This window comes from Hymenobacter qilianensis (assembly GCF_014638675.1).
Lineage (GTDB): Bacteria > Bacteroidota > Bacteroidia > Cytophagales > Hymenobacteraceae > Hymenobacter > Hymenobacter qilianensis.
In genome coordinates this window covers 178,892-201,874 of the sequence record NZ_BMFN01000001.1, presented here as the reverse complement: position 1 = coordinate 201,874, position 22,983 = coordinate 178,892, and the positions used below count along the sequence as shown (strand labels likewise).

Here is a 22,983-nt window from a genome sequence, read left to right as displayed (position 1 = left end):
TGCTAACCCTGACGACTGCGCGCGAGATGCTTCGCTACCGCTCTGCATGACGGTTAAGGGAAGGATTATAATAATTAGGTCCCCAATCCTTACCGCCTAATCTTCAAACTATCCAGCGTGCGTTGGTAGCGGCGGGCGTTGCGGCGGTGTTCGGCGTAGGTGGCGGCGAAATCGGAGTAGCCGCTGAAGTCGGGGCGGGCGCAGAAGAAAAGATAGTCGTGCGTGGCAGGCTTGAGCACCGCGTTCAGACTTTGACGATTGGCGGAAGTGATGGGTCCGGGGGGCAAACCTTTGCGCTTGTAGGTGTTGTAGGGCGAATCCACCAGCTTGTCTTTATTGAGCACGCGCCGCACCCCGAAGTTGCCAATGGCCCACAGCAGCGTTGGGTCGGCTTGCAGGCGCATGCCCTGGCGCAGTCGGTTGAGATACACGCCCGCAATGATGGGCTTATCCTCCGGCTTAGCCGTTTCACGCTGCACGATGCTGGCCAGCACATGCACCTGCACGGGCGAAAGCTGCAAAGAATCGGCACGCCGCCGGCGCTCCGGCGTCCAGAACCGCCGATGCACGGCCGCGGCCGAATCGAGAAACTGCTCGGCCGACGTATTCCACAGAAAGCGGTAGGGACCGGGCAAAAACATGGTCAATACCGTCGTCGTGTCAAGCTGGTAGCGGCGGCGCAAAAAGCTGTTATCCTGGAGTAAAGCACGCAGCTTGGCCGAGTCGGCTTCTATCTGGGGGGCAATTTGACCTACCAGCTGCGGCTTGTACTTGAATGCGTTCAGCTCAAAAGCTACCGTATCCTGCTGACCATTCATCAGCTTATCGAGCAGAGCATCATTGCCCAAGCCGCCTTCCAGCCGATACCGGCCCGGCCGCACCTGCCTTGGGTACTCCCGATGCTCAGCCAGCCAAGCGAAAGCCTCCGTGTCAATGAGCAGATCCTGCCGCCGGATAGAATCGAGCACCGCCTGAAACGAAGACCCCGTCCGGATGTACAGGTACGCGGGCCCAAAAGGCGAAACAGCCACGTTGGGTTTCCACCACACGCGCCAGGCCGCATAAAGTCCCATGCCTCCCGCTACTAAAACGAAGGCCAGCAAAATGCCCCCCAGCCAGCGCCAGCGCCGCGTTGAGGAGTGAGAAGAAGCTACTTTATTCAAACCGGATTCGTATCAACAAATGCATGTTAGCGTGGAAAACTAGCCAAGCTTTTCTGCCTTCGCAACGAGCCGCTGCCACACAAAAGTATAATCATCGGGCGGCGCTACCCGAATTTGAAATGCTTCTACGGCTGCGGGCGGTGCTGTGGCAAAGGCCTGGCGTACGGCTGCGGCCGGCGCATTCGTACAACCGGCTTTCTCCAGCCAATCGTTCAGCGACATAGGCGTAGTGCCGCCCGCTAAATTCATTGCCTGCACCGTAAGGCCCGCTTCGGCCATCGCCTTCCTCCACTCACTCGGGGCCAGATTGCGAGCGTGTGAAGGGTCGCGGAGGGCTTCCACGCGGTTTTGCCACTCGCCGGTTGTCGGGTCATCGTCAGGGATAGTCGTGTCGGCCAGCAAAAAACGCCCCCCAGGTGTCAGCACCCGATATACTTCAGCCAAAAAAGCCGGCACCGACTGAAAATGATGGGGCGCAATCCGACACGTAACGACAGAAAAGCTGGCCTCTGGAAAAGGCAGCGCCTCCGCCGCACCTTCCCACCAGCTCACATTCGTAATCCCACGCGCCGCCTGATTCTGCTCTGCCTGCGACAGCATCCCCGGCGATACGTCCAGTCCCACCACCGACTGCACGTGGGGGGCAAATGCTAGCGCCGTGAAGCCCGTGCCGGTAGCCACGTCCAGCGCGATATCAGTGGGCTGGCACGTGGCCTGCGCCAGCAGCCAGTCCAGTGAGGAAGCAGTCCAGGAGTTCCACTGCGCATTGTAGTGCGTGGCCTGGCGGTCAAATTGTTCTTTGGCAGAGCTGGGGGGCATTTTGCTTAGGATTGAAAGTTGGAAGAGCCACTAACGCCTTTTACGCGCCGTGCACCAGCGCGGCCACTGCCTCGGCGAGTTGCTGCTGCCGCTGCTGCCGCTCAATCTCCACGGGTGGCGCCGAGCGCACTTCGCAGTCCGGAATCGGGCACCGCTCACAGGTTTCATTCACGATGCGCAGCGGAATGGCCGGATCGTCGATAAAACGAACTTTCCGCTTCAGATTTTCATCGCAGAGTAAGCCAACGGTCACGCTCACCGCTGGTTCGGTGGCCGTGGAGGCGCGCGCCAGCGTCAGGCAGATATACTCATTATCGGTGCCGTAGTAGCGCGAGCGCTGGGCACCAATGGCCACCGTAGGCGCACCCGGCTTGGCTTGCAGACGCAGCTCGGCCAATAGCCTAAGCGAAATCCAGCGTCGGCAGTAGTGCTCGTGCAGCTCGTTGCCGTGCGGATTGTGCAGGCGCGAAAGGTGCAGTTCCTTGGTCAACTCGTAGGGCGCCGTAGCATCCGTTTGATCAAAGCGCAGGAAAAACAGGCTTTGGAGGCCAAAATGCCGGGGCAGCAGGTTAGTGAGGCGCTGCATAAACATCTCCGGCGACACATTATACCTGGTCAGCAGACCCAGCCATTGGCCAGCATCCCATTTGGTGGCGTCAAACAGCTTTTGCAGGTCCCGCACCAGGGCTTCTTCCTCCATCAGGAGGGCCCCGGCGAAGTAGGAAGCCTTAAAATTATTCAGCACCTCATCGAATGAGCGCACCGGAAAGCTGGCATTCACATAAGGCCGCTCCCGCAGGTTGAGGTAGTGAAATGCCACTTCCCGGCCCAGTACAAAAGCCTCCTGCGCACTGCTCAGACCCGGCCGCAGCAGCAAGCGGCGGGTTTTGGGCTGAAATACCGACCGCAGCCGCCCCAGCGAAGCGTACTCACCAAGCAGCGTCCGGTCCAGGGAGTAGCCATATTTTTCGGTTAGTACGCGCTCCAGCTGGCTTGTATCGAAGGGCGCGGCGGCATTTAGCTTTTGCTCCACGGTGAAAGTGCGCACATCCTGCTCCAGCTCCTCGAAGTAGTTATCGTGCATTTCCTGGTAGGAGCGGAGCGCCGCCAGAAAAAAGTGCTCCTGCCGCATCTCGTAGTTGCGACCAATCTCGAACAGCGTGCTGATAAACGCATTCATCTTGGCCGGCGCATCTGCAATCAGCTCCACAATGCGCATCGGGTCCAGCCCGAACATCTCCAGCGGAAACTCCTTGAGCAGGTCCGACTGCAATAGCTCCGAAATGGGCTCCAGCTTGCGGCTCAGCGTGAGCGAGGTCAACTGGTCGTAGCTCACCCCGAGCACCTTACTTAAGCTCAGAATCTTATCCGCCTTTGGGTACTTCTTGCCTTTCTCAATCTCATTGAGGTACGAAACCGAAACGTCGCAGGCACGGGCCATCTCGGCAGGCGTGAGCCCGCGCTCCTGCCGTAGCTCCCGCAGCTTCAACCCAAAAATCAATCGTACTATCTGGCCGTGACTCAGCATATTAATATAAATGTGGCGGTCAAAATCAATGTTGCCGCCTTACTTCTTAGCGTGGCGAGGTTGACAAATCTACGCTTCTTGAGCGATTCTTAAATATTAGCGAATATTCGCTTGTTTTATAAAATTCGCTTACGTATGTTTGGTGAGTACTCTATCAAGTTCACCAAATCGCTTCAGCTATGACTTTCTCCGAGCCACACACATTAGTTTCTCCCCCGAAGTATTTGGCCCCCGAGCGTGTGAAAGTGCTGGGCGCTTATACCCCGGAGTTTGCTGAGATTCTGACGCCCTCCGCTTTGGCTTTCGTAGCCGAGCTGCATCGCCGCTTCGATCGCACGCGGCGCGATTTGCTGGCTCGCCGGGCAGCGCGTCAGCGGGCATTTGCGGCTGGCATTCTCCCCGATTTTCTGCCCGAAACCCGCCTGATCCGCGAAAAGCCCTGGACTGTAGCACCTCTGCCCGCCGATCTGCTTGATCGGCGCGTGGAAATCACGGGGCCCGTGGAGCGGAAGATGATTATCAACGCCTTGAACTCGGGAGCGAAGGTTTTCATGGCCGATCTGGAAGACTCGAACGCGCCAACGTGGGTCAACGTCATTGGGGGGCAAATTAATCTGCGCGATGCCGTGCGCCGGACGATTTCGCTCAGCACGCCCACGAAAGAATACCGCCTGAATGAGGAAGTCGCCACGCTCATCGTGCGCCCTCGGGGCTGGCATCTGCTCGAAAAGCATGTGTTAGTGGATGGGGAGCCAATAAGTGCCGCGCTGTTTGATTTCGGTCTGTACTTTTTTCATAATGCCCACGAGCTGCTGGCGCGGGGCAGCGGGCCTTATTTCTACCTGCCCAAAATCGAAAGTCACCTAGAGGCCCGGCTGTGGAATGACGTGTTTGGCATTGCCCAATGGTCGCTCAAGATCCCGAAAGGCAGCATCAAAGCAACAGTTTTAATTGAGACGCTGCCCGCCAGCTTTGAACTGAACGAGATACTGTATGAGTTGCGCGAGCACTCCGCCGGCCTGAACTGCGGGCGCTGGGACTACATTTTCTCCTACATCAAACGCCTGGGTTTGAACCCCAGCTTCCGCCTTCCCGACCGCGCCCAGGTAACCATGTCGGTGCCATTTATGGCGGCTTACTCACAACTAGTAATCCAAACCTGCCACCGTCGCGGTGTGCATGCTATTGGCGGTATGGCTGCCCAAATTCCCATCAAGAACGACCCGGAAGCCAACGAAGCTGCCCTGGAAAAAGTGCGCCAGGATAAAGTGCGCGAAGCCAAAAACGGGCATGATGGTACATGGGTGGCGCATCCTGGCTTGGTGCCCGTCGCGCTGGCCGTGTTTGATGAGTTGATGCCCAATGCCAACCAGATAGAGCGCAAGCGCGAAGATGTGCACGTAACCGCCGCCGACCTAGTACAAGCGCCGGAAGGCACCATCACCGAAGCTGGTCTGCGGCTGAACATCGACGTGGCTATCCGCTACCTCGAAGCCTGGCTGGGGGGCAATGGCTGCGTGCCGATTTACAATCTGATGGAAGATGCGGCCACGGCCGAAATATCGCGGGCGCAGGTGTGGCAGTGGCTGCACACGCCCGGCACCACGCTTCAGGATGGGCGCCCCGTCACGCTGGAGCTGTACCGTTCGCTTCTCACCGATCAGATTGCGCTCATGCGCAAAGCAGTAGGGGAGGAGCAATTTGCACAGGGGCATTACGAGCAGGCCGCTCGCCTCTTCGACCGCCTCGTGGTAAGCAAGGAGTTCACCGAGTTTCTGACCATGCCCGCCTACGAACAGCTGGCGTAAGCCGGCCGGCGGTATCTACCCAACCCTCTTCTAAACTACAAAAAAGCCGCTCTACTAAGTAGCCTGGGCGTGCCATGCCCAATCATATCGTCACCTCCTAAACCTTACACTGCCATGAACAAGCTCGAACGCATCGTCGCTATCAACCACGACTGGACCACCAATCCTCGCTGGAAAGGCATCACCCGTCCTTACACTGCCGAAGAGGTAGTGAAGCTGCAAAACTCCATCAAGATCGAATATTCGTTGGCCCGGCAGGGAGCCGAGCGTTTGTGGCAGTTGTTGCATTCGGAGGAGTATGTGGCCGGACTAGGTGCGCTCACCGGCAACCAAGCTGTGCAGGAAGTACAGGCCGGCCTGAACGCTATCTACCTCAGTGGCTGGCAGGTAGCCGCCGATGCCAACGGCGCCGGCCAGATGTATCCCGACCAAAGCCTATACCCCGCCGACAGCGTGCCTAACGTGGTAAAGCGCATCAACAACGCCCTGCTGCGCGCCGACCAGATTCAGAACCTGACGGGCGATGGCAACGTGCATTGGCTGGTTCCGATTGTGGCCGATGCGGAAGCTGGTTTCGGTGGCAATCTCAATGCATTTGAGCTGATGAAGATGATGATTGAAGCCGGGGCTGCCGGCGTGCATTTCGAGGATCAGTTGTCATCAGCGAAGAAATGCGGGCATCTGGGGGGCAAAGTTCTGGTGCCAACCCAGGAAGCCATCAACAAACTGGTGGCAGCCCGCCTCGCGGCCGATGTGCTGGGTGTGCCCACGCTGGTTGTAGCCCGCACCGACGCCGATGCCGCCGACCTGATTACCAGCGATGTAGATGAGCGCGACCAGCCCTTTGTGATTGCAAAGGATGGCCGCACCAATGAAGGATTTTACCGCGTACGCCCCGGTGTAGAGTCGTGTATTGCCCGCGGCCTTGCCTACGCCCCCTACGCCGACCTGCTGTGGATGGAAACCTCACACCCGGATCTTGGTCAGGCGCGGCAGTTTGCGGAGGCTATTCACGCTCAGTATCCGGGGAAGCTGCTCGCGTATAATTGCTCGCCTTCCTTCAATTGGGCCAGCAAGCTCAGCGTGGAACAAATGGAAAGCTTCCGCGAAGAGCTAGCGGCGCTGGGCTATAAGTTTCAGTTTATTACGCTGGCTGGCTTTCATGCCCTGAATACCAGCATGTTTGAGCTTGCCCAAGCGTACCGTGAGCGGGGAATGGCCGGCTACTCTGAGTTGCAGGAACGGGAGTTTGCTCTGCAAAAATCTGGTTTTAAGGCGGTTAAGCACCAGGCATTTGTAGGAACCGGCTACTTCGACGCAGTTCAAAATGTAGTGTCGGGGGGCAAAACCAGCACGGCCGCCTTGGTTGGCTCGACGGAGGAAGCTCAGTTTCACGGATAGCACCAACCCCTCTTCACAAAGCCCCCCGCCCGTCATGCAGAGCGGCAGCGAAGCATCTCGCTCACGCATTTAGATTAGTATTCTTACTAAACACGCGAGATGCTTCGCTGCCGCTCTGCATGACGGGCGGGGGGCTTTTTCCTAAAAGTTGCTGCCTACGCTTGGCTGGCCTGATCGAAAGGCTGGGCAATCAGGCTATAATCCAGCGAGTGGCGTTGAGCAGTTTCGCGCAGAATGGTCTGTTGCCAAGGACGTAGCACCTGTTCAGCACCCATCTCGATAATGTCCGCTACGAGCCGGTTAGAGAGTACGAGGTTGGCCACGTAGCTATTCATGTCAGCGGTAATGTGGTTTTTTAGCTGTAGCAAAAGCTGCTCGCGGGCGTCGGCGCGGGCGGTTTTTTCGCCGTTGAGGCGGCGCCGGAAAGGGAAGCGCCGCTGCTCGCCCGTGGCAGCAGGCTCGGGCACGGGCACAAATGTATCAGAAGAAAGCGCAGCCAGCTGGTCGAGGTATGGTGCGCGCTTCAGCTCGGGGTGAAGGCCGCGGGCCGCTTTCCAGTCGCTGAGGTCGCGGGGCGTGTCGCGCACCAGCTCCGACAGGCGGTCGTTGGCAAACACCATATATGGCGGTCGATCCAGCTGCTTCGCCACTTGGTCGCGTAGCATATACAGGTCGCGGAACAAGGGCAGCTCGCCCGGCAGAATCCGATATTTGCCGGCTATCCGCAGGTAGGGGCGCTCGTCGCGGGTGTAGCGTACTGCTTCCAGCGCGGCATTTTCTTCGTCGGCCCAATGTGCCCGGCCCAGCGTTTCCAGCTTGGCGGTGAGGCGGTCGGCCAGCTCAAACAGATAGATAACGTCGTTGGCGGCATACACCTTTTGTGCTTCCGTCAGCGGGCGCTTCAGCCAGTTCGACTTCTGCTCACCCTTATCTACTTCCAAGCCTAACTCACTTTGAATCAAGCGGCCCAGAGAGATATTATTGTCGGCTTCGGCTAGTAGCGTGTACTGCACGCTGGTATCGGTAATGTGGCGTACATGCACGCCATACAGCTCATCCAGCAGCAGAATATCCGACTTGCAGCTGTGGAAAACCTTCTCAATGACCGGGTCGCGCAGCAGCTCCCAAATTGGCTCCAACTCTTCAGCCGGATTGGTGAGCGGCAGCGGGTCGATCAGGTACGCGGTTGAGCCGTCAAATATTTGAATCAGAGCAAGATTGCGACCATAGCGGTGGCGCATATCATCAAACTCCAGATCCACAGCCAAGCGTGATGCTTTGCGCATGGCAGCGGCCGCGTCCTGTACGGCGCCGTGGGTTGTTAGGTATTGTATATCAGGTTGTAACATGGAAAAGCAAAACGAAAAACGAGCCGCAAGAGTCAAGCAGAAGGCCTGGGGGCATTTTACCAAAGGTAGGCAGGACTGGGGGGCAAAAGCAACGTTGGCAACCTGCCGCTAGGTGCCGCTTTGGAGGCGCTGCAACACGGCGCTACGCTGCTGCACTTGCTCGGCTTTCGCTCGAATTTCGGCAAGCCCCAGATTGTGCACGCTGCCCAGATGCGTGGTCGTAAACTCGCGGTGTGGCACGTAGCTGCCGTCGTTTACTGCCCGGCCCACCTGCTGATACGCCTCCCGAAAAGGCACCCCGGCCTGGATAAGCTGATTGATATTTTCTACGGAGAAAACACCGTCGTATTTGGCCTGGTTCAGCAAGTCGGGCTTGATTTTGAGCTGTGGCAAGGCAAACAGCAGCATGTCCAGAATGTCCATGAACTGCATCATTGGCTCGAATAAAAGCTCCTTTAGCAGCTGAAAGTCGCGATGGTAGCCACTGGGTAGGTTGTTGATGCTGAGCGCAATAGTATTGGGCAACGCCTGTAAGGCATTACAACGGGCCCGCACCAGCTCAAATACATCTGGGTTCTTTTTGTGCGGCATGATGCTGGAGCCCGTCGTGAAAGCGGGGGGCAATTCTACAAACGCCAGATCCTGACTGTTATACAGAACTAGGTCGTAGGCCAGCTTGGAGAGCGTAGCGCCCACGCCGGCCAGCGCGAAAGCCAGCGTTTTCTCTGTTTTGCCGCGCAGCATTTGTGCCCCCACAGCGCTAACGGCCAAGTGGCCGAAACCCATCTGCTGAGTCGTCAGCTTACGGTCGATGGGGAAGCTGCTGCCAAAACCGGCGCCCGAACCCAATGGGTTCTGGTCAGCAACGGTGTGGGCGGCTTCAAACAGCGCGATATCCAGCAGCAAATGCTCCGCGTAGGCCGAAAACCACAAGCCAAAGCTGCTGGGCATGGCGGCCTGGAAGTGGGTGTAGCCGGGCATCAAATCGGCTTGGTGGGTTTCGGCTTTTTGAAGTAGCACCGTCACCAAATCCATGATTTTGGCGGCAGCCTGCTCGGTATAGTCTTTTAAGAAAAGCTGAATGGCGGTCAGTACTTGGTCGTTGCGGGAGCGGGCGGTGTGGATTTTCTTGCCGGCATCGCCAAACTTTTCAGTTAGATAGAACTCAATCTTGGAGTGCACATCCTCGAAGCTATCTTCAATTACGAAGCGGCCGGCCGCTATTTCGACTTCCAACTCCCCAAGGCCCTGCACTAAGTGGTCTTTTTCCTCGGCTGAAATCAGCCCCACCTGCGCCAGCATCACGGCCTGCGCTTTGGAGGCCAGCACGTCGAAGTGAGCCAGATAAAGGTCTAGCTCCCGGTCTTTTCCGATGGTGAAGCGCTCTATTTTCTCGTCAACGGCGATGCCCTTTTCCCAGATTTTCATGTCTAAATGATTGTTTGCGAATGGTGTAGAGACACATACTTGTGTCTCCTCGCGTTGTTCAGCTGAACAACTCCTCATTAACTGTTCAGCGACAAGACACAAGTATGTGTCTCTACAGCACTTTAAAATCGAAAGCCTTCCAGCAGCTCGATGTAGCCCTTGATGCCGGCTTTTACCTCGCTAAGGTAAATGTATTCGTTCGGGGTGTGGGAGCGGGCCGAGTCGCCGGGACCTACTTTCACTGTGGCAAAGGGCATCACCGCCTGATCCGAAAGCGTGGCGGACCCAAACAGCTTGCGGCCCAAATTCGCCCCGCGCACCACCAGCGGATGCGCCGGGTCGATGCGCGAAGAGTTCAAATGCACAGAGCGCGGCGTCACGTCGGCCTGCACATGCTCGCGCACAATGCGCACAACTTCCTCATTGGAATACAACTCGTTGGTGCGCACATCCACCACAAACCGACAGATATCGGGTACTACATTATGCTGCGTGCCCGCCTGCACCTGCGTCACCGTCATTTTTACGGGTCCCAGCAGGTCCGATTCGTTTGGGAAACGGTAGCTCCGAAGCCACAGCATATCATCCAGAGCTTTGTAGAGGGCGTTTTCGCCTTCGTTGCGGGCGGCGTGACCGGTGCGACCGTGGGTTACACAGTCTAGGACCACCAAGCCCTTTTCGGCAATGGCCAAGTCCATTTGGGTTGGCTCACCTACGATCCCCAAATCAATGTTGCCGAGCTTAGGCAAAATGAGGCGAATGCCATTGGCACCCGATACTTCTTCCTCGGCCGTGATTGCACAAATGAGGTTGAAATCGGTTTTCTTCTCTTGGAAATACAGAAACGTAGCCAGCAGACTCACAGCCGACGCGCCCGCGTCGTTGCTGCCCAGTCCAATCAGCTTGTCGCCTTCCAATACAGCCCCGAATGGTTCAGCAGTCCAGCTTGCGCCGGGCTTCACGGTGTCGTGGTGGGAGTTGAGTAGGATAGTCGGCTTGTGGGGGGCAAATTCTTTCGAAACAGCCCATATATTATGCTGAACCCGCCGGGGGTGCGCGCCGTGCGCCGTCAGAAATGCAAAAATCAAATCAGCCGTCTTGTCTTCTTCCCGCGAAAAAGAAGGCGTTTGAATAAGCTGAATCAACAGCGCTATGGCGTCCTCGGAAAGCCGCTCGATTAGTCCCGGCATAGTATCGTTTTTACCGGCTTGTTGATTTTCAGCGCGTTTTCGATGATAACCTTTGCGACCCCGGCTTCCAGCGCGGCAAACGCATTTTCTAGCTTGGGCAGCATACCGGCCGCAATGGCGCCGCTGGCTTTCAAATCCGTATAAAGCGAAGGTGTGATTTGCGGAATCACGGAGCTTTCGTCGTTTACATCGGCCAATACTCCATCTTTTTCAAAACAGAAATGCAGCTCCACTTGGTAAAAATGGGCCAGCGCCCGAGCCAGCGTGCTGGCAATAGTGTCGGCGTTCGTGTTGAGCAGCTGCCCGTGGCCGTCGTGGGTGATAGCGCAGAAAACGGGCGTCAAATTGCCCTCCAGCAGCAGCTGAATCAGCTCCGTGTTGATACTTTGCTCGGGCAAGTCACCCACAAAGCCGTAATCAATCTCACCAACGGGGCGCTTGATGGCTCGAATAACGTTGCCGTCGGCGCCGGACAGGCCCAGCGCATTTACGCCCACTTGCTGGAGCAGGGCCACGATCTGCTTGTTGGTTTTGCCGGCGTAAAACATCGTTACCACGTCTAGGGTGGCGGCGTCGGTGATGCGGCGGCCGTTCACCATATTGGGCAGCATGCCCAGCGTCGTCAGCAGCTCATTGGCGCCTTTGCCACCGCCGTGTACCACGATTTTTTTGCCCCCCACTCGCGCCAGTTCGCTTAGAAAGAAGCTGAGCTGGGCGGTATCATCAATGATTCCACCGCCAATTTTAAATATTTTCAGGACTTCGCTCATTCGTGTGATAAAGGTAAAAGGCGGCACTCAGGCCTGTGAAGGCCAAGTTTGGAACTAGCTGAGCAGTCAGCTAGCCCGAAGCATAGATAAGCTTAACACTTTTTTAAAGCCGGGCCGGTAAAGTTTCCAAAAAAAAACGTCTAGTTTTGCAACGATTTAGCGGCCTATTCGATTTAAACCGCATAAACCTACTCTGTACTACGGTACTTGTCATGATTCTTCTCTCTTCTATTGCGCTTCTGCCGCGGCCCACAATGGCCGTGCGAACAATGCCAGCTTAAGAGCTGGCTGCAATAATTCGCCTGCGTTTTTAGAACGATAAAAACCGGCGCGGGGCCTCACCCAGAACCCCAGTAAAGAGAACGTTCACGAATCATCCTTTGACACGAGTGTAAGCCCTAGTGCGCCTTTTCTTGCCTAGTCGACAGTTTTTTCTGCCCTAGCGAGATCCACGCAACCACCACTTTCTTCCGGGTTTATTTTCTCGATACCGGTTTCGGTTGCCGCGTAGCCTTGTCCGTAAGCTTCGCCTTTCTTCCTCTCACATCGTATTACCTGCCATCAGGCACCCCAGTTATACTCCCATGATGATACGCGTAGCCAATGCCGACGACGCTCGGTACGTGGAAACACTTTGTCACTGGTACGAGGAATCGGCCAAACAGCGGGGCGTTGGCATTGCCAAGCGCAATCCCGATTACGTCGCCAAAAAAATGATCAAAGGCGACGCCATCATCGCCTTCATCGACGACGAGCTAGCTGGTTTCTGCTACATCGAAACCTACGAGAACAACAACTTTGTGGTCAACTCGGGCCTGATCGTGAACACCGCTTTGCGCAAGGAAGGCCTGGGCCGCGCCATTAAGCACGAGGTGTTCAAGCTCTCGCGTACCAAATACCCGGCGGCCAAGATTTTCGGAATCACCACCAGCCTGGCGGTAATGAAAATCAATACGGAGTTGGGCTATAAGCCCGTGACCTTCACGGAGCTAACGCGCAGCGACGACTTCTGGAAGGGCTGCTCCAGCTGCAAAAACTATCCTATCCTGATGGAGAACGACCGCAAAATGTGCCTCTGCACCGGCATGGTCTACGACACCCTGAACGACCAGTTCAGCCAGCAGACAATCGAGATTTTAAGTCAAGAGCAATAAAATTGGTTGTCATGCAGAGCGGAGCCGAAGCATCTCGCGTGCTGACAAGAGGTTACTAATCCCGCTAAACATGCGAGATGCTTCGGCTCCGCCTCTGCATGACGTTCTCGTACAGTTAATTGACAAATGAAAAAAGTAGTTTTAGCGTACAGTGGCGGCCTGGATACCTCGTACTGCGTGGTGTATCTGACCAAAGAGTTAGGCCTGGAAGTACACACCGTCATCGTCAACTCGGGGGGCTTTTCTGCCGAGGAATTGCAGAGCATTGAGAAGCGCGCCTACGAACTGGGCTCCTCCAAGCACGAAGTAATCGACGTGACGGAGCGCTTTTATCAGGATTGCCTGCGCTTTTTGCTGTTCGGCAACATCCTCAAAAACGACACCTATCCGCTGTCCGTTAGCGCCGAGCGCATGTTCCAGTCCTTGGCGCTGGCCGAATATGCCCGCGAGCACAAAGCCGACTACATCGCCCACGGCAGCACCGGCGCCGGCAACGACCAAGTACGTTTCGACGTGGCGTTCTCCGTAATTGCCCCCCAGACCGAAATCATCACGCCCATCCGCGACCAGAAGCTCTCCCGCCAGGCCGAGATTGAGTATCTACAAAGTCACGGCGTAGAAATGAGCTGGGAAAAGGCGAAGTATTCAATTAACAAAGGCATCTGGGGCACCAGCGTAGGCGGCGTCGAAACGCTGACTTCCCACCAGGCGCTGCCCGAAACGGCTTACCCCACCCAGCTTCAGCAAACCGAGCCAGCCTCCATCGAAGTTACCTTCGAGAAAGGCGAGCCGGTAGCGCTGAACGGCCAAAAAATGCCCCCCGTGCAGCTTATTCAGGAGTTGAACGAGCTAGCCGGCCAATACGCCATCGGCCGTGACATTCACGTAGGCGACACGATTCTGGGCATCAAGGGCCGCGTAGGCTTTGAGGCTCCGGCTCCGCTGATTCTGATTAAAGCCCACCACTTGCTGGAAAAGCACACATCGTCGCGCTGGCAGCTGCTGCACAAAGACTACATCGCCAACTGGTACGGCACGCTCCTGCACGAGGCTCAGTACCTCGACCCCGTGATGCGCGACATGGAAGCTTTCCTGGAGTCGTCGCAGGCCCGCGTGTCAGGTACGGTGTTTATCAAGCTGAAGCCGTATCAGTTTGAGTTGCAAGGCATTGAATCCAAGTATGATATGATGCGCTCTAAAGTGGCTACCTACGGTGAGGAAAACGACGCCTGGGACGCCCGCGACGCGCAAGGCTTTATCAAAATATTCAGCAATCAGCTCAAAATTCACAGCAGCTTCAATGGCGAAGGTTAAGGTAGGCATCGTGGGCGGGGCCGGCTACACGGCCGGCGAGCTGATCCGCATTCTGCTATATCATCCGCAAGTAGCTATCAGCGCCATCGTCAGTTCCTCCAATGCGGGCAACCCGGTGTACCACGTACACGACGACCTAGTAGGCGAAACCGATCTGCGCTTTCAAAGCGACCTAAACGGCGACGAAGAAGTGGTTTTCCTGTGCCTGGGTCATGGCAACTCCCGCAGTTTTCTAGAGAAGAACAGCGTACCTTCGGGGGCCAAAATCATTGACTTAAGCAATGATTTCCGCTTGAACATGGACAAAGATGTTGCTGGCCGCAGCTTCGTGTATGGCCTGCCAGAGCTGAACAAAGCCGCTATTCAGTTGGCCCAGAACATTGCCAATCCTGGCTGTTTCGCCACGGCAATTCAGCTAGCTTTGCTACCATTGGCGCAAGCTGGACAGCTCACCGATGATGTGCACGTATCGGCCATTACCGGGTCTACGGGTGCCGGACAAAGTTTGTCGGAGACGGTGCACTTCTCGTGGCGCACCAGCAATGTGTCTATCTACAAGCCCTTTACCCACCAGCATTTGGGTGAAATAGGGGAGAGCCTCACGCAGCTTCAGCCCCAGTTAGAGGGCGCTATTCACTTTATTCCTTACCGCGGCAATTTCTCGCGCGGCATCTTTGCCAGCGTCTACACGCCTTCTGAGCTAAGTCAGGACGAAGCGCGAAAGCTGTTCAAAGATTTCTACGCCGACGCGCCATTCACCACGGTTTCGGACAAGGAAATCCATCTGAAGCAGGTAGTGAACACCAATAAGTGTGTGCTGCACGTGCAGAAATTCGGTAAGCAGCTGCTCATCACTTCCGCGCTGGATAATCTGGTGAAAGGCGCTTCCGGGCAAGCCGTGCAGAACATGAATCTGCTCTTTGGGTATCCAGAAAATCAAGGACTTCAGCTTAAATCAGTTGCTTTCTAATGGATTTATTCAACGTTTACCCGCTCGTCAATATCACGCCGGTAAAGGCTTTGGGGGCAACGCTTTGGGACGAAAACGGGCAGGATTACCTGGATTTTTACGGTGGTCACGCTGTTATCTCCATCGGTCATAGCCACCCGCATTACGTGCGTCGCATCAGCGAGCAGCTGAACCAGATCGGGTTCTACTCTAACTCGGTCCAAATTCCGATTCAAACTGAGCTAGCGCAGAAGCTAGGAGACGTATCGGGCTACCCGGACTACAGCCTGTTCCTATGTAATTCTGGTGCCGAAGCCAACGAGAATGCCCTGAAGCTAGCCTCATTTCACACCGGCAAAAAGCACGTCATAGCGTTCAAAGGCGCATTTCACGGTCGCACATCGGGCGCCGTAGCTGCTACTGATAACGCCAAGATTGTAGCGCCATTCAACGCAGGCCACGGCATCTCTTTCGTCGGCTACGACCTAGCCGAAGTGGAGCGTGTTATGCAAAGCGAAGAGGTTTGTGCTGTCATTATTGAGCCAATCCAAGGCGTGGGGGGCATTATTATGCCTTCCGATGAGTTTCTGCAGGGCCTCGCGACGCTTTGCAAAACGCACGGCGTAGTGCTCATTGCCGATGAAGTGCAAAGCGGCTACGGCCGCAGCGGCCGTTTCTTTGCCCACCAGCACGCCGGCATTCAGCCCGATATTATTTCGGTGGCTAAGGGCATGGGCAACGGCTTTCCCATCGGCGGTATCCTGATTGCGCCGGAGCTAAAGGCGTCGTATGGTTTGCTAGGAACCACGTTTGGCGGTAACCACCTAGCCTGCGCCGCCGCGTTGGCCGTGTTGGAAGTCATCGAGCAGGAAAGCCTGATAGCCCACGCTGATGAGCTGGGGGGCTTTTTACGGACCGAGCTAGAAGCCAACGCTGGTGCTCAGGAAATTCGCGGTCGTGGCTTAATGATCGGTATCAAGTACGATTTCCCCATCAAGGAGCTGCGGGACAAGCTGCTTCAGGAGCACCACATTTTCGTCGGCAACGCCTCCGACCCAACGGTGCTACGTCTGCTGCCGCCGCTCAATATCACGAAGGCGGAAGTAAACCGATTCCTGCAGTCGCTGTACGAATTGACAGAAAAGTCGGCCGCTGTCATTCAGCAGGCCTCCGCGCTGGATTAGAACAACGAAAAGACGCGACACTTCGCGTCTTTTCGTTGAACGGCTCGCGCCAAGATGATGCGGCACCAATATCAGTAACGATTGAGATGCAAAGTATTGCGTCTCTACAATCACAACGACAGATGTCCCAAACAGTAAAACTAGTCCTCGAAGACGGAACCGAAATCCAGGGCGAATCCTTCGGCGCATTTACGTCCGCTGCCGGTGAGGTGGTATTCAGCACGGCCATGACCGGCTACCCCGAAAACCTTACCGACCCGTCCTTCGCCGGCCAGATTCTGGTGCTGACTTACCCCATGGTGGGCAACTACGGCGTGCCCGGCGAGGAGCTGTATGAGTCGATTTCCAAGATTTTCGAGTCGGATAAGATTCACATTGCCGGCCTGGTAGTGAACTACTACTCTGAGGAGCACAGCCACTGGAATGCCGCCAAAAGCCTCGGCGACTGGCTTAAGGAGTACAACATCCCCGGCATCTTCGGTGTGGATACGCGCATGCTCACCAAAATTCTGCGTGAGAAAGGCGCCATGCTAGGTAAGGTTGTGGCTGAAGAGGACGTAGAGCTGCACGACCCTAACCAGGAAAACCTGGTAGCCCAGGTAAGCCCCACCGAGGTGAAGCATTACGGCCACGGCCAGCACAAAATCGTGCTCGTCGACTGCGGTACCAAAACCAACATCATCCGCTGCTTCTTGGAGCGCGACGTGGAACTGATCCGCGTGCCCTGGGACTACGACTTCACACAGCTCGACTACGACGGCCTGTTCCTCAGCAACGGCCCCGGCGACCCGAAGATGTGCACCGCTACCATCGGCCACCTGCAAACCGCGCTAGGTCAGGACAAGCCCATTTTCGGCATCTGCCTGGGCTCCCAGCTCATGGGCCTAGCCGCGGGCGGCGACACCTTCAAGCTGAAGTATGGCCACCGCAGCCACAACCAGCCCGTGAAGCTTACCGGCACCCAGCGCAGCTACATCACCAGCCAAAACCATGGCTTCGCGGTAGATACTGACACGCTACCCGCTGAGTGGGAAATGCTATTCGAGAACCTCAACGACGGCACCTGCGAAGGCATCAAGCACAAAACCAAGCCGTTCTTCTCCACCCAGTTCCACCCCGAAGCCGCCGGCGGCCCTGAGGATACGGAGTATCTGTTCGATGACTTCCTGAAAGCAGTAGCCGAGCACAAGGCAGCGAAGTAACCGTGAGTCTTAAGATGTTTCGCTTACTATCACTCACATTGCTCCTCGCCCTTTGGAGTGTAGTTAATGGCTGTAGTGAGCAGGAAACGAAATTTGACAGGCATCAGTGGTCCACTACAGGTGATATAGGAAGTTTCCCGTACCGTGAGCAAATGATTGGTGACTTAGTCAAGCATCATCAATTAAAGGGCCTTACTTACCTGCAACTAATTGATTCGCTCGGTGAGCCATCGAACTATGGTGAACCCGACGGTACAATTCGGTACTTAATCGTTGAGGATTTCGAATCAGATATTGATCCAGTACACGGCAAAACACTCGACCTGACATTAGGGCCAGACTCAGTTGTAACCTCTTACGAAGTATCCGAATGGTAATGGACTGTGATAAATTGCATACAGAGCCCTGATTCAGCATGACGTTTTTTGCTTCACCTTCACGACTTCCCAACGCACCACTCTTATGCCAGCAAAACATAGAGGTTTTCCGAACTGGGGATATCTACTGTTGGGCGCTTTGGCTTTTGCAGGGTTCTATTTTGTCAAGAACATGGGCCAGCAAACGATTATGAAAGCAGTGCTTGGCGAACCGGGTGGGTTGATTACAAAAGCCATGAGTACGGCCCGAGTTTCCCCTCGGATAACCAATAGAACAGGACCAATAACTGCCAAAAACTTCAAGGTGGAGAAACTCGGCGCTACAAAAGATTCACTCTCCTTCCGCTTTTTCTTGGATGGTGAGCGTGCCGATGCCACTGTTAGGCTTTGGATGGCCAGGCGCCCGTCGGGTGAATGGCAAATAGTGAAAAGTGACACCGTCTTTACCGAATAGAAACCACTCACCTACACCATCGGCTGTAGCCGACTTAGCACGACTGCCTTTGAACATGACCGCACCAGCGGCCTGTTACCCTAACCCCTAGAATGGAAAAACCACAGAAAGTTCTCATCCTCGGTTCCGGCGCGCTGAAAATTGGCGAGGCCGGTGAGTTCGATTACTCCGGCTCCCAAGCCCTCAAGGCGCTGAAAGAGGAAGGCATCCGCACCATCCTCATCAACCCCAACATCGCCACCGTGCAGACGTCGGACAACATTGCCGACGACGTGTACTTCCTGCCTGTGACGCCCTACTTCGTGGAGGAAGTCATTAAGAAGGAGCAGCCCGATGGCATTCTGGTGGCCTTTGGGGGGCAAACTGCCTTGAACTGCGCCGTGGCTTTGTTCCGCGCTGGGGTGTTTGACAAGTACAACGTGAAGGTGCTGGGCACGCCCGTGCAAAGCATCATCGATACTGAGGACCGGGATATTTTCAAGGAGAAGCTCGACCAGATTGGGGTACTTTCGGCTCGCAGCGTGGCCGTAACGAACATGGAGGACGCGCTGGCCGCAGCCGAGAAAATCGGTTTTCCGATTATTGTGCGGGCGGCGTTTGCGCTGGGTGGCCTGGGCAGCGGTTTCGCCAATAACATGGACGAGCTGCGCACCCTGGCTCAGAAGTCTTTCACCACTTCCGATCAGATTTTGGTGGAAGAATCCTTGAAGGGCTGGAAAGAAGTGGAGTACGAAGTGGTACGCGACCAGTACGATAACTGCATCACGGTCTGCAACATGGAGAACTTCGACCCCATCGGGATTCACACCGGGGAGAGCATCGTGGTGGCTCCGTCGCAGACCTTGAGCAATCGCGAGTACCACAAGCTGCGCAGCATCGGCATCAAAACCATTCGCCACCTCGGTATCGTGGGCGAGTGCAACATTCAGTACGCCCTCGACCCCGTGTCGGAGGACTACCGCGTGATTGAGGTGAATGCACGCTTGTCGCGCTCCTCGGCGCTGGCTTCCAAGGCTACGGGCTATCCGCTGGCCTTTGTAGCGGCCAAGCTGAGTTTGGGCTACTCGCTCTCGGAGCTGAAAAACAGCGTGACCCAAACGACTTCGGCCTTTTTCGAGCCGGCCCTGGACTACGTGGTGGTGAAGCTGCCGCGCTGGGACTTGGCTAAATTTGAGGGTGTGAACCGGCAGATTGGCTCGGCCATGAAGAGTGTGGGTGAGGTAATGGCCATCGGCAAATCGTTCGAGGAAGCTATTCAAAAGGGCCTGCGCATGCTGGATACCGGCAAGCGCGGCTTCGTGGCCAATAAGCCCGAGCAGGTGGACAACGCGACCATCGACAAGCTGCTGAGCGAGCCGAACGAGGAGCGCATCTTCGCCATCAACTTGGCGTTTGAGGCCGGCTACACCCTAGGCCAGGTGCACGACCTAACCAAGATTGACCACTGGTTTCTGCAGCGCCTCTACACCATTTTCGAGCTGAGCAACAAGCTGGCGGCATGTCGTGAAAACGGGTTGAATGGGCTGGAAACAGTTCTACTGCGCAAGGCCAAGAAAGCCGGTTTCTCAGACCAGCAAATTGCCGTGAAGCTGCTCGGCGAAGGCGACGTGAAAGCCGACGAGCTACTAGTGCGCGCCCGCCGCAAGGCCCTGGGCGTGCTGCCCGTCATCAAGCAGATTGACACGCTGGCTGCTGAATTTCCGGCCAAAACCAACTACCTCTACAGCACTTACCACGGCACCGAAAACGACCTGGAGCCGGAAACCGACAAGTCGGTGGTGGTGCTGGGCTCGGGCGTGTACCGCATTGGCTCTTCCGTGGAGTTCGACTGGTGCGGTGTGCAGGCCGTGCAAACGGCTGCCGAGGAAGGCTACAAAACCATCATCATCAACTATAACCCCGAAACCGTCAGCACCGACTACGACGTTTCGGACCGGCTGTATTTCGAGGAGCTGAGCTTTGAGCGGGTGATGGATATTCTGGAGTTTGAGCAGCCCCAAGGCGTAATCCTGAGCACTGGGGGGCAAATTCCGAACAACCTGGCTACCCGCCTGGCCGCCGCCAACGCGCCTATCCTGGGTACTTCTCCGGCCCGTATTGACGAGGCTGAGAACCGCCACAAGTTTAGCAGCATCATGGACGAGCTAGGCATTGCGCAGCCCCGCTGGAAGGAGCTGACTTCGCTGGAAGCCATGTTTGAGTTTGTGGGCGAGGTAGGCTACCCCGTGCTGATTCGGCCGAGCTACGTGCTGTCGGGCGCGTCCATGAACGTGGTTTCCAACGCTTTCGAGATGGAAGCCTTCCTGAAAGCCGCCGTGGAAGTAAGCGCCGAATACCCGGTGGTGGTGTCGGAGTTTATGCAGGAAGCCAAGGAAATTGAGCTGGACGCGGTAGCCGATAAAGGCGAAATCGTGAGCTACGCCATTTCGGAGCACGTGGAGTTTGCGGGCGTGCACTCCGGCGACGCTACCATGTACTACCCGCCCCAGCGCGTGTATGTGGGCACGGTGCGCAAACTCAAAGTCATCGCCGAGAAGATTGCCAAGCGCTACGAAATCAGCGGGCCGTTCAACATCCAGTTTCTAGAGAAAAACCGCGAAATCCGGGTGATTGAGTGCAACATCCGCGCTTCCCGGTCCTTCCCGTTCGTGTCCAAGGTCTCGGGCCACAACCTCATCCGCAAGGCCACGCAGGTGCTGCTGGGCAAGAAAGTGGAGCGCGACGCCAGCGAGCTGGTTTACGACCTGCCCTTCGTGGGCGTAAAAGCCCCCCAGTTCTCCTTCACCCGCCTGCCCGGCGCCGACCCCGTACTGCGCGTGGACATGGTGAGCACCGGCGAGGTGGGCTGCCTAGGTGATACGGCCGAGGAAGCCCTGCTGAAATCGATGCTGAGCGTGGGCTACAAGATTCCGCAGAAGTCGGTGCTGATTTCCAGCGGCCCGATTCTGTCCAAGATAGCGTTGCTGGAATCGGCGCGGCTGCTGGTGCAAAGCGGCTATACCATCTACGCCACGCAGGGCACGCATCGTTTCTTTGCCGAAAACAACGTGCCCAGCTCCCTGGTCTTTTGGCCCGACGACCACCAAGAGCCCAACGTGCTGACTTACCTCAAGGAGAAGAAAATCGACTTAGTCATCAATATTCCCAAGAACCTCTCGAAGGGCGAGCTGGACAACGACTACAAAATCCGCCGCACCGCCGTGGACTTCGGGGTTGGCTTGCTCACCAACGCCCGCCTGGCCAAGGCCTTCATCCAAGCCTTCTGCACCTTGGAAATGAAGGATTTGAAGATCAAGAGCTGGAACGAGTATAAGGCGATGTAGAGACGCATACTCGCGTCTCAATCGTTGAACGAAAAGCATCATGGAAGAAGCCCCTTATCCAGCTATAAACCGAGTTATCAACTCGGAAATCATTCATCAGTACTTTGGGTATTGGCCAAACTTCCATGATGCTGAAGTCATCAAGGTGACATTTGAAACGCATATTACCGGTCGTTATTCGGTAACGTTTGTCATAGAGGCGTTTGAAATGCTGGCTGAAGTAGACGCACAAGGATTTTACAAGCAAGCCAAGCAGTGCCTAATTGAAATCCAGTTTTCCGGGGTAGAGGAAATCGATTTCAAATATTTCAACTTCCAAAATGTGCTTTTTGAATTCTGGTTTGAAGAGCAAGGCAGCTTAATTAAAGGGATTTTCAATTCTTCAACTGGTATGGAGGCAACTGTGGTAGCTGAAGAAGCCTTGGTACTAAGTCTGGCTCCAATCAAGAGTGTTACCAAACGCGGTTCACGTGGTGGCGCACAACCCCTGGGATACTAGCGGTAAAAATTGAGCGGACCGTTGACACAAGCACCGCCTAATAAGAGGCCCTACTGATAACTCAGAGAAGCTGTTCACTGATGAGTAACATGAAAAACTTCACTTCCTTCGCTGATGCGGGCGACTATAAAGCCCTATTGCAGCAAGCCCTGGAAATCAAGGCGAATCCTTACGGCTACCAGCACATCGGCAAGAACAAAACTGTCGGTCTGATTTTCTTCAACCCCAGCCTGCGCACCCGTCTCAGCTCTATCAAAGCGGCTTACAACCTCGGCGCGCAAGCCTGGGTGCTCAATGCTGGCGCCGACTCCTGGACGCTGGAAATGGCCGATGGCGCGGTGATGAACGGCGGCACGCAGGAGCACATAAAGGAGGCCATTGCCGTGATGAGCCAGTACTGCGACGTGCTGGGCGTGCGCACCTTCCCCACGCTCAAGGACCGCGAGGCCGATTACAGCGAGGAAGTGTTCAACAAGATACTGAAGTACGCCACCGTGCCTGTTATCAGCCTGGAAAGCGCCACGCTGCACCCCTTGCAGTCGTTTGCCGACCTGATTACGGTGGCGGAGCACAAGCAGAAAGAGCGCGTGAAAGTGGTGCTGACCTGGGCCCCGCACGTGCGCGCCCTGCCTCAGTGCGTGCCCAACTCGTTCTGCGACTGGTTTTCGGAAGTAGACTGGGTAGACTTCGTCATTACCCACCCCGAAGGCTACGAATTAGCCCCCCAATTCACCAAAGGTGCCCGCATTGAGTACGACCAGAAACGCGCCCTGGAAGGCGCCGACTTCGTGCAGGCCAAGAACTGGAGCAGCTACCTCGACTATGGTCAGGTTATTAGCAATGACCCTAGCTGGATGCTCACGCCCGAGCACATGGCCGGCACCCACGACGCCAAGTTCCTGCACTGCCTGCCCGTGCGCCGCAACGTGGAAGTATCGGACGCCATTCTAGATTCGCCGAACTCCTTGGTGATTCAGGAGGCCGGCAACCGGGTGTTTTCTATGCAAACGGTGTTGCACGAGATGCTGAAGTAATTATTCGCGGTTACACAGGCTCAAAAAAGCCCCCCAG

The 22,983-nt window shown here is 56.0% G+C and carries 18 protein-coding genes; 11 read left to right on the top strand and 7 right to left on the bottom strand.

The features are described 5' to 3' along the window. Positions 1-89: 89 nt before the first annotated feature. From mltG to IEW06_RS00795, 3 genes are read right to left on the bottom strand one after another with little or no spacing between them, the layout of a single operon-like run. Entirely contained in the window at positions 90-1,163 is a 1,074-nt protein-coding gene (gene mltG, locus IEW06_RS00805) for an endolytic transglycosylase MltG (RefSeq protein ID WP_188547188.1), read from the bottom strand. Positions 1,164-1,202: 39 nt separating this feature from the next. Then, positions 1,203-1,982: a class I SAM-dependent methyltransferase gene (locus tag IEW06_RS00800; protein ID WP_188547186.1), complete on the bottom strand. Its 780-nt coding sequence runs from the start codon at positions 1,980-1,982 to the stop codon at positions 1,203-1,205. 40 nt (positions 1,983-2,022) lie between these two features. Continuing rightward, positions 2,023-3,510 (bottom strand): helix-turn-helix domain-containing protein, encoded by a 1,488-nt coding sequence (locus tag IEW06_RS00795; protein ID WP_187731201.1) that lies wholly within the window; start codon positions 3,508-3,510, stop codon positions 2,023-2,025. Between the two features lie 179 nt (positions 3,511-3,689). Between IEW06_RS00795 and aceB the strand changes: the two genes are divergently transcribed. After that, positions 3,690-5,318, top strand: a complete 1,629-nt coding sequence (gene aceB, locus IEW06_RS00790) for a malate synthase A (RefSeq protein WP_188547184.1) — start codon at positions 3,690-3,692, stop codon at positions 5,316-5,318. A 114-nt stretch (positions 5,319-5,432) separates the two neighbouring features. After that, positions 5,433-6,719, top strand: coding sequence for an isocitrate lyase (gene aceA / locus IEW06_RS00785; RefSeq protein WP_187731202.1), 1,287 nt, complete (start codon positions 5,433-5,435; stop codon positions 6,717-6,719). 155 nt (positions 6,720-6,874) lie between these two features. On the opposite strand, the gene IEW06_RS00780 is transcribed toward aceA, so the two are convergent. The 4 genes from IEW06_RS00780 to argB form a co-directional block, all read right to left on the bottom strand. After that, entirely contained in the window at positions 6,875-8,068 is a 1,194-nt protein-coding gene (locus IEW06_RS00780) for a ribonuclease D (protein ID WP_187731203.1), read from the bottom strand. 108 nt (positions 8,069-8,176) lie between these two features. Then, entirely contained in the window at positions 8,177-9,496 is a 1,320-nt protein-coding gene (gene argH / locus IEW06_RS00775; RefSeq protein WP_188547182.1) for an argininosuccinate lyase, read from the bottom strand. 122 nt (positions 9,497-9,618) lie between these two features. Beyond that, on the bottom strand, positions 9,619-10,686 hold the full coding sequence (locus IEW06_RS00770; protein ID WP_187731204.1) for a M20 family metallo-hydrolase: 1,068 nt from the start codon (positions 10,684-10,686) through the stop codon (positions 9,619-9,621). Next, entirely contained in the window at positions 10,674-11,456 is a 783-nt protein-coding gene (gene argB / locus IEW06_RS00765) for an acetylglutamate kinase (protein ID WP_187731205.1), read from the bottom strand. Before argB ends, IEW06_RS00770 begins: the two co-directional genes overlap by 13 nt. 584 nt (positions 11,457-12,040) lie before the next feature. On the opposite strand from argB, the gene IEW06_RS00760 reads away from it, so the two are divergent. From IEW06_RS00760 to IEW06_RS00715, 9 genes are all read left to right on the top strand, one after another. After that, entirely contained in the window at positions 12,041-12,610 is a 570-nt protein-coding gene (locus tag IEW06_RS00760) for a GNAT family N-acetyltransferase (protein WP_187731206.1), read from the top strand. Positions 12,611-12,736: 126 nt separating this feature from the next. Beyond that, positions 12,737-13,924 (top strand): argininosuccinate synthase, encoded by a 1,188-nt coding sequence (gene argG / locus IEW06_RS00755; RefSeq protein ID WP_187731207.1) that lies wholly within the window; start codon positions 12,737-12,739, stop codon positions 13,922-13,924. Continuing rightward, on the top strand, positions 13,911-14,894 hold the full coding sequence (gene argC / locus IEW06_RS00750; protein WP_187731208.1) for an N-acetyl-gamma-glutamyl-phosphate reductase: 984 nt from the start codon (positions 13,911-13,913) through the stop codon (positions 14,892-14,894). Before argG ends, argC begins: the two co-directional genes overlap by 14 nt. Further along, the gene (locus tag IEW06_RS00745; RefSeq protein WP_188547180.1) at positions 14,894-16,057 is read left to right on the top strand and encodes an aspartate aminotransferase family protein; all 1,164 of its coding nucleotides are present in this window, start codon (positions 14,894-14,896) and stop codon (positions 16,055-16,057) included. The genes argC and IEW06_RS00745 overlap by 1 nt, the downstream gene beginning before the upstream one ends. A 122-nt stretch (positions 16,058-16,179) precedes the next feature. Then, complete coding sequence (carA, locus tag IEW06_RS00740; RefSeq protein WP_188547178.1) at positions 16,180-17,259, top strand: glutamine-hydrolyzing carbamoyl-phosphate synthase small subunit; 1,080 nt, start codon at positions 16,180-16,182, stop codon at positions 17,257-17,259. 462 nt (positions 17,260-17,721) lie between these two features. Continuing rightward, positions 17,722-18,090, top strand: coding sequence for a hypothetical protein (locus IEW06_RS00730; protein ID WP_187731209.1), 369 nt, complete (start codon positions 17,722-17,724; stop codon positions 18,088-18,090). 92 nt (positions 18,091-18,182) lie between these two features. After that, positions 18,183-21,413: a carbamoyl-phosphate synthase (glutamine-hydrolyzing) large subunit gene (gene carB / locus IEW06_RS00725; RefSeq protein WP_188547173.1), complete on the top strand. Its 3,231-nt coding sequence runs from the start codon at positions 18,183-18,185 to the stop codon at positions 21,411-21,413. A 40-nt stretch (positions 21,414-21,453) separates the two neighbouring features. Next, positions 21,454-21,912 (top strand): Imm50 family immunity protein, encoded by a 459-nt coding sequence (locus IEW06_RS00720; RefSeq protein WP_187731210.1) that lies wholly within the window; start codon positions 21,454-21,456, stop codon positions 21,910-21,912. Between the two features lie 89 nt (positions 21,913-22,001). Next, on the top strand, positions 22,002-22,946 hold the full coding sequence (locus IEW06_RS00715; RefSeq protein ID WP_187731211.1) for an N-acetylornithine carbamoyltransferase: 945 nt from the start codon (positions 22,002-22,004) through the stop codon (positions 22,944-22,946). Positions 22,947-22,983: the final 37 nt, after the last annotated feature.

Excerpts from the sequence above, each read along its gene's own strand:
- IEW06_RS00800 (WP_188547186.1), bottom strand. The coding sequence starts at position 1,982 with ATGCCCCCCAGCTCTGCCAAAGAACAATTTGACCGCCAGGCCACGCAC.
- IEW06_RS00795 (WP_187731201.1), bottom strand. The coding sequence starts at position 3,510 with ATGCTGAGTCACGGCCAGATAGTACGATTGATTTTTGGGTTGAAGCTG.
- aceB (WP_188547184.1), top strand. The coding sequence starts at position 3,690 with ATGACTTTCTCCGAGCCACACACATTAGTTTCTCCCCCGAAGTATTTG.
- aceA (WP_187731202.1), top strand. The coding sequence starts at position 5,433 with ATGAACAAGCTCGAACGCATCGTCGCTATCAACCACGACTGGACCACC.
- IEW06_RS00780 (WP_187731203.1), bottom strand. The coding sequence starts at position 8,068 with ATGTTACAACCTGATATACAATACCTAACAACCCACGGCGCCGTACAG.
- argH (WP_188547182.1), bottom strand. The coding sequence starts at position 9,496 with ATGAAAATCTGGGAAAAGGGCATCGCCGTTGACGAGAAAATAGAGCGC.
- IEW06_RS00770 (WP_187731204.1), bottom strand. The coding sequence starts at position 10,686 with ATGCCGGGACTAATCGAGCGGCTTTCCGAGGACGCCATAGCGCTGTTG.
- argB (WP_187731205.1), bottom strand. The coding sequence starts at position 11,456 with ATGAGCGAAGTCCTGAAAATATTTAAAATTGGCGGTGGAATCATTGAT.
- IEW06_RS00760 (WP_187731206.1), top strand. The coding sequence starts at position 12,041 with ATGATGATACGCGTAGCCAATGCCGACGACGCTCGGTACGTGGAAACA.
- argG (WP_187731207.1), top strand. The coding sequence starts at position 12,737 with ATGAAAAAAGTAGTTTTAGCGTACAGTGGCGGCCTGGATACCTCGTAC.
- argC (WP_187731208.1), top strand. The coding sequence starts at position 13,911 with ATGGCGAAGGTTAAGGTAGGCATCGTGGGCGGGGCCGGCTACACGGCC.
- IEW06_RS00745 (WP_188547180.1), top strand. The coding sequence starts at position 14,894 with ATGGATTTATTCAACGTTTACCCGCTCGTCAATATCACGCCGGTAAAG.
- carA (WP_188547178.1), top strand. The coding sequence starts at position 16,180 with ATGTCCCAAACAGTAAAACTAGTCCTCGAAGACGGAACCGAAATCCAG.
- IEW06_RS00730 (WP_187731209.1), top strand. The coding sequence starts at position 17,722 with ATGCCAGCAAAACATAGAGGTTTTCCGAACTGGGGATATCTACTGTTG.
- carB (WP_188547173.1), top strand. The coding sequence starts at position 18,183 with ATGGAAAAACCACAGAAAGTTCTCATCCTCGGTTCCGGCGCGCTGAAA.
- IEW06_RS00720 (WP_187731210.1), top strand. The coding sequence starts at position 21,454 with ATGGAAGAAGCCCCTTATCCAGCTATAAACCGAGTTATCAACTCGGAA.
- IEW06_RS00715 (WP_187731211.1), top strand. The coding sequence starts at position 22,002 with ATGAAAAACTTCACTTCCTTCGCTGATGCGGGCGACTATAAAGCCCTA.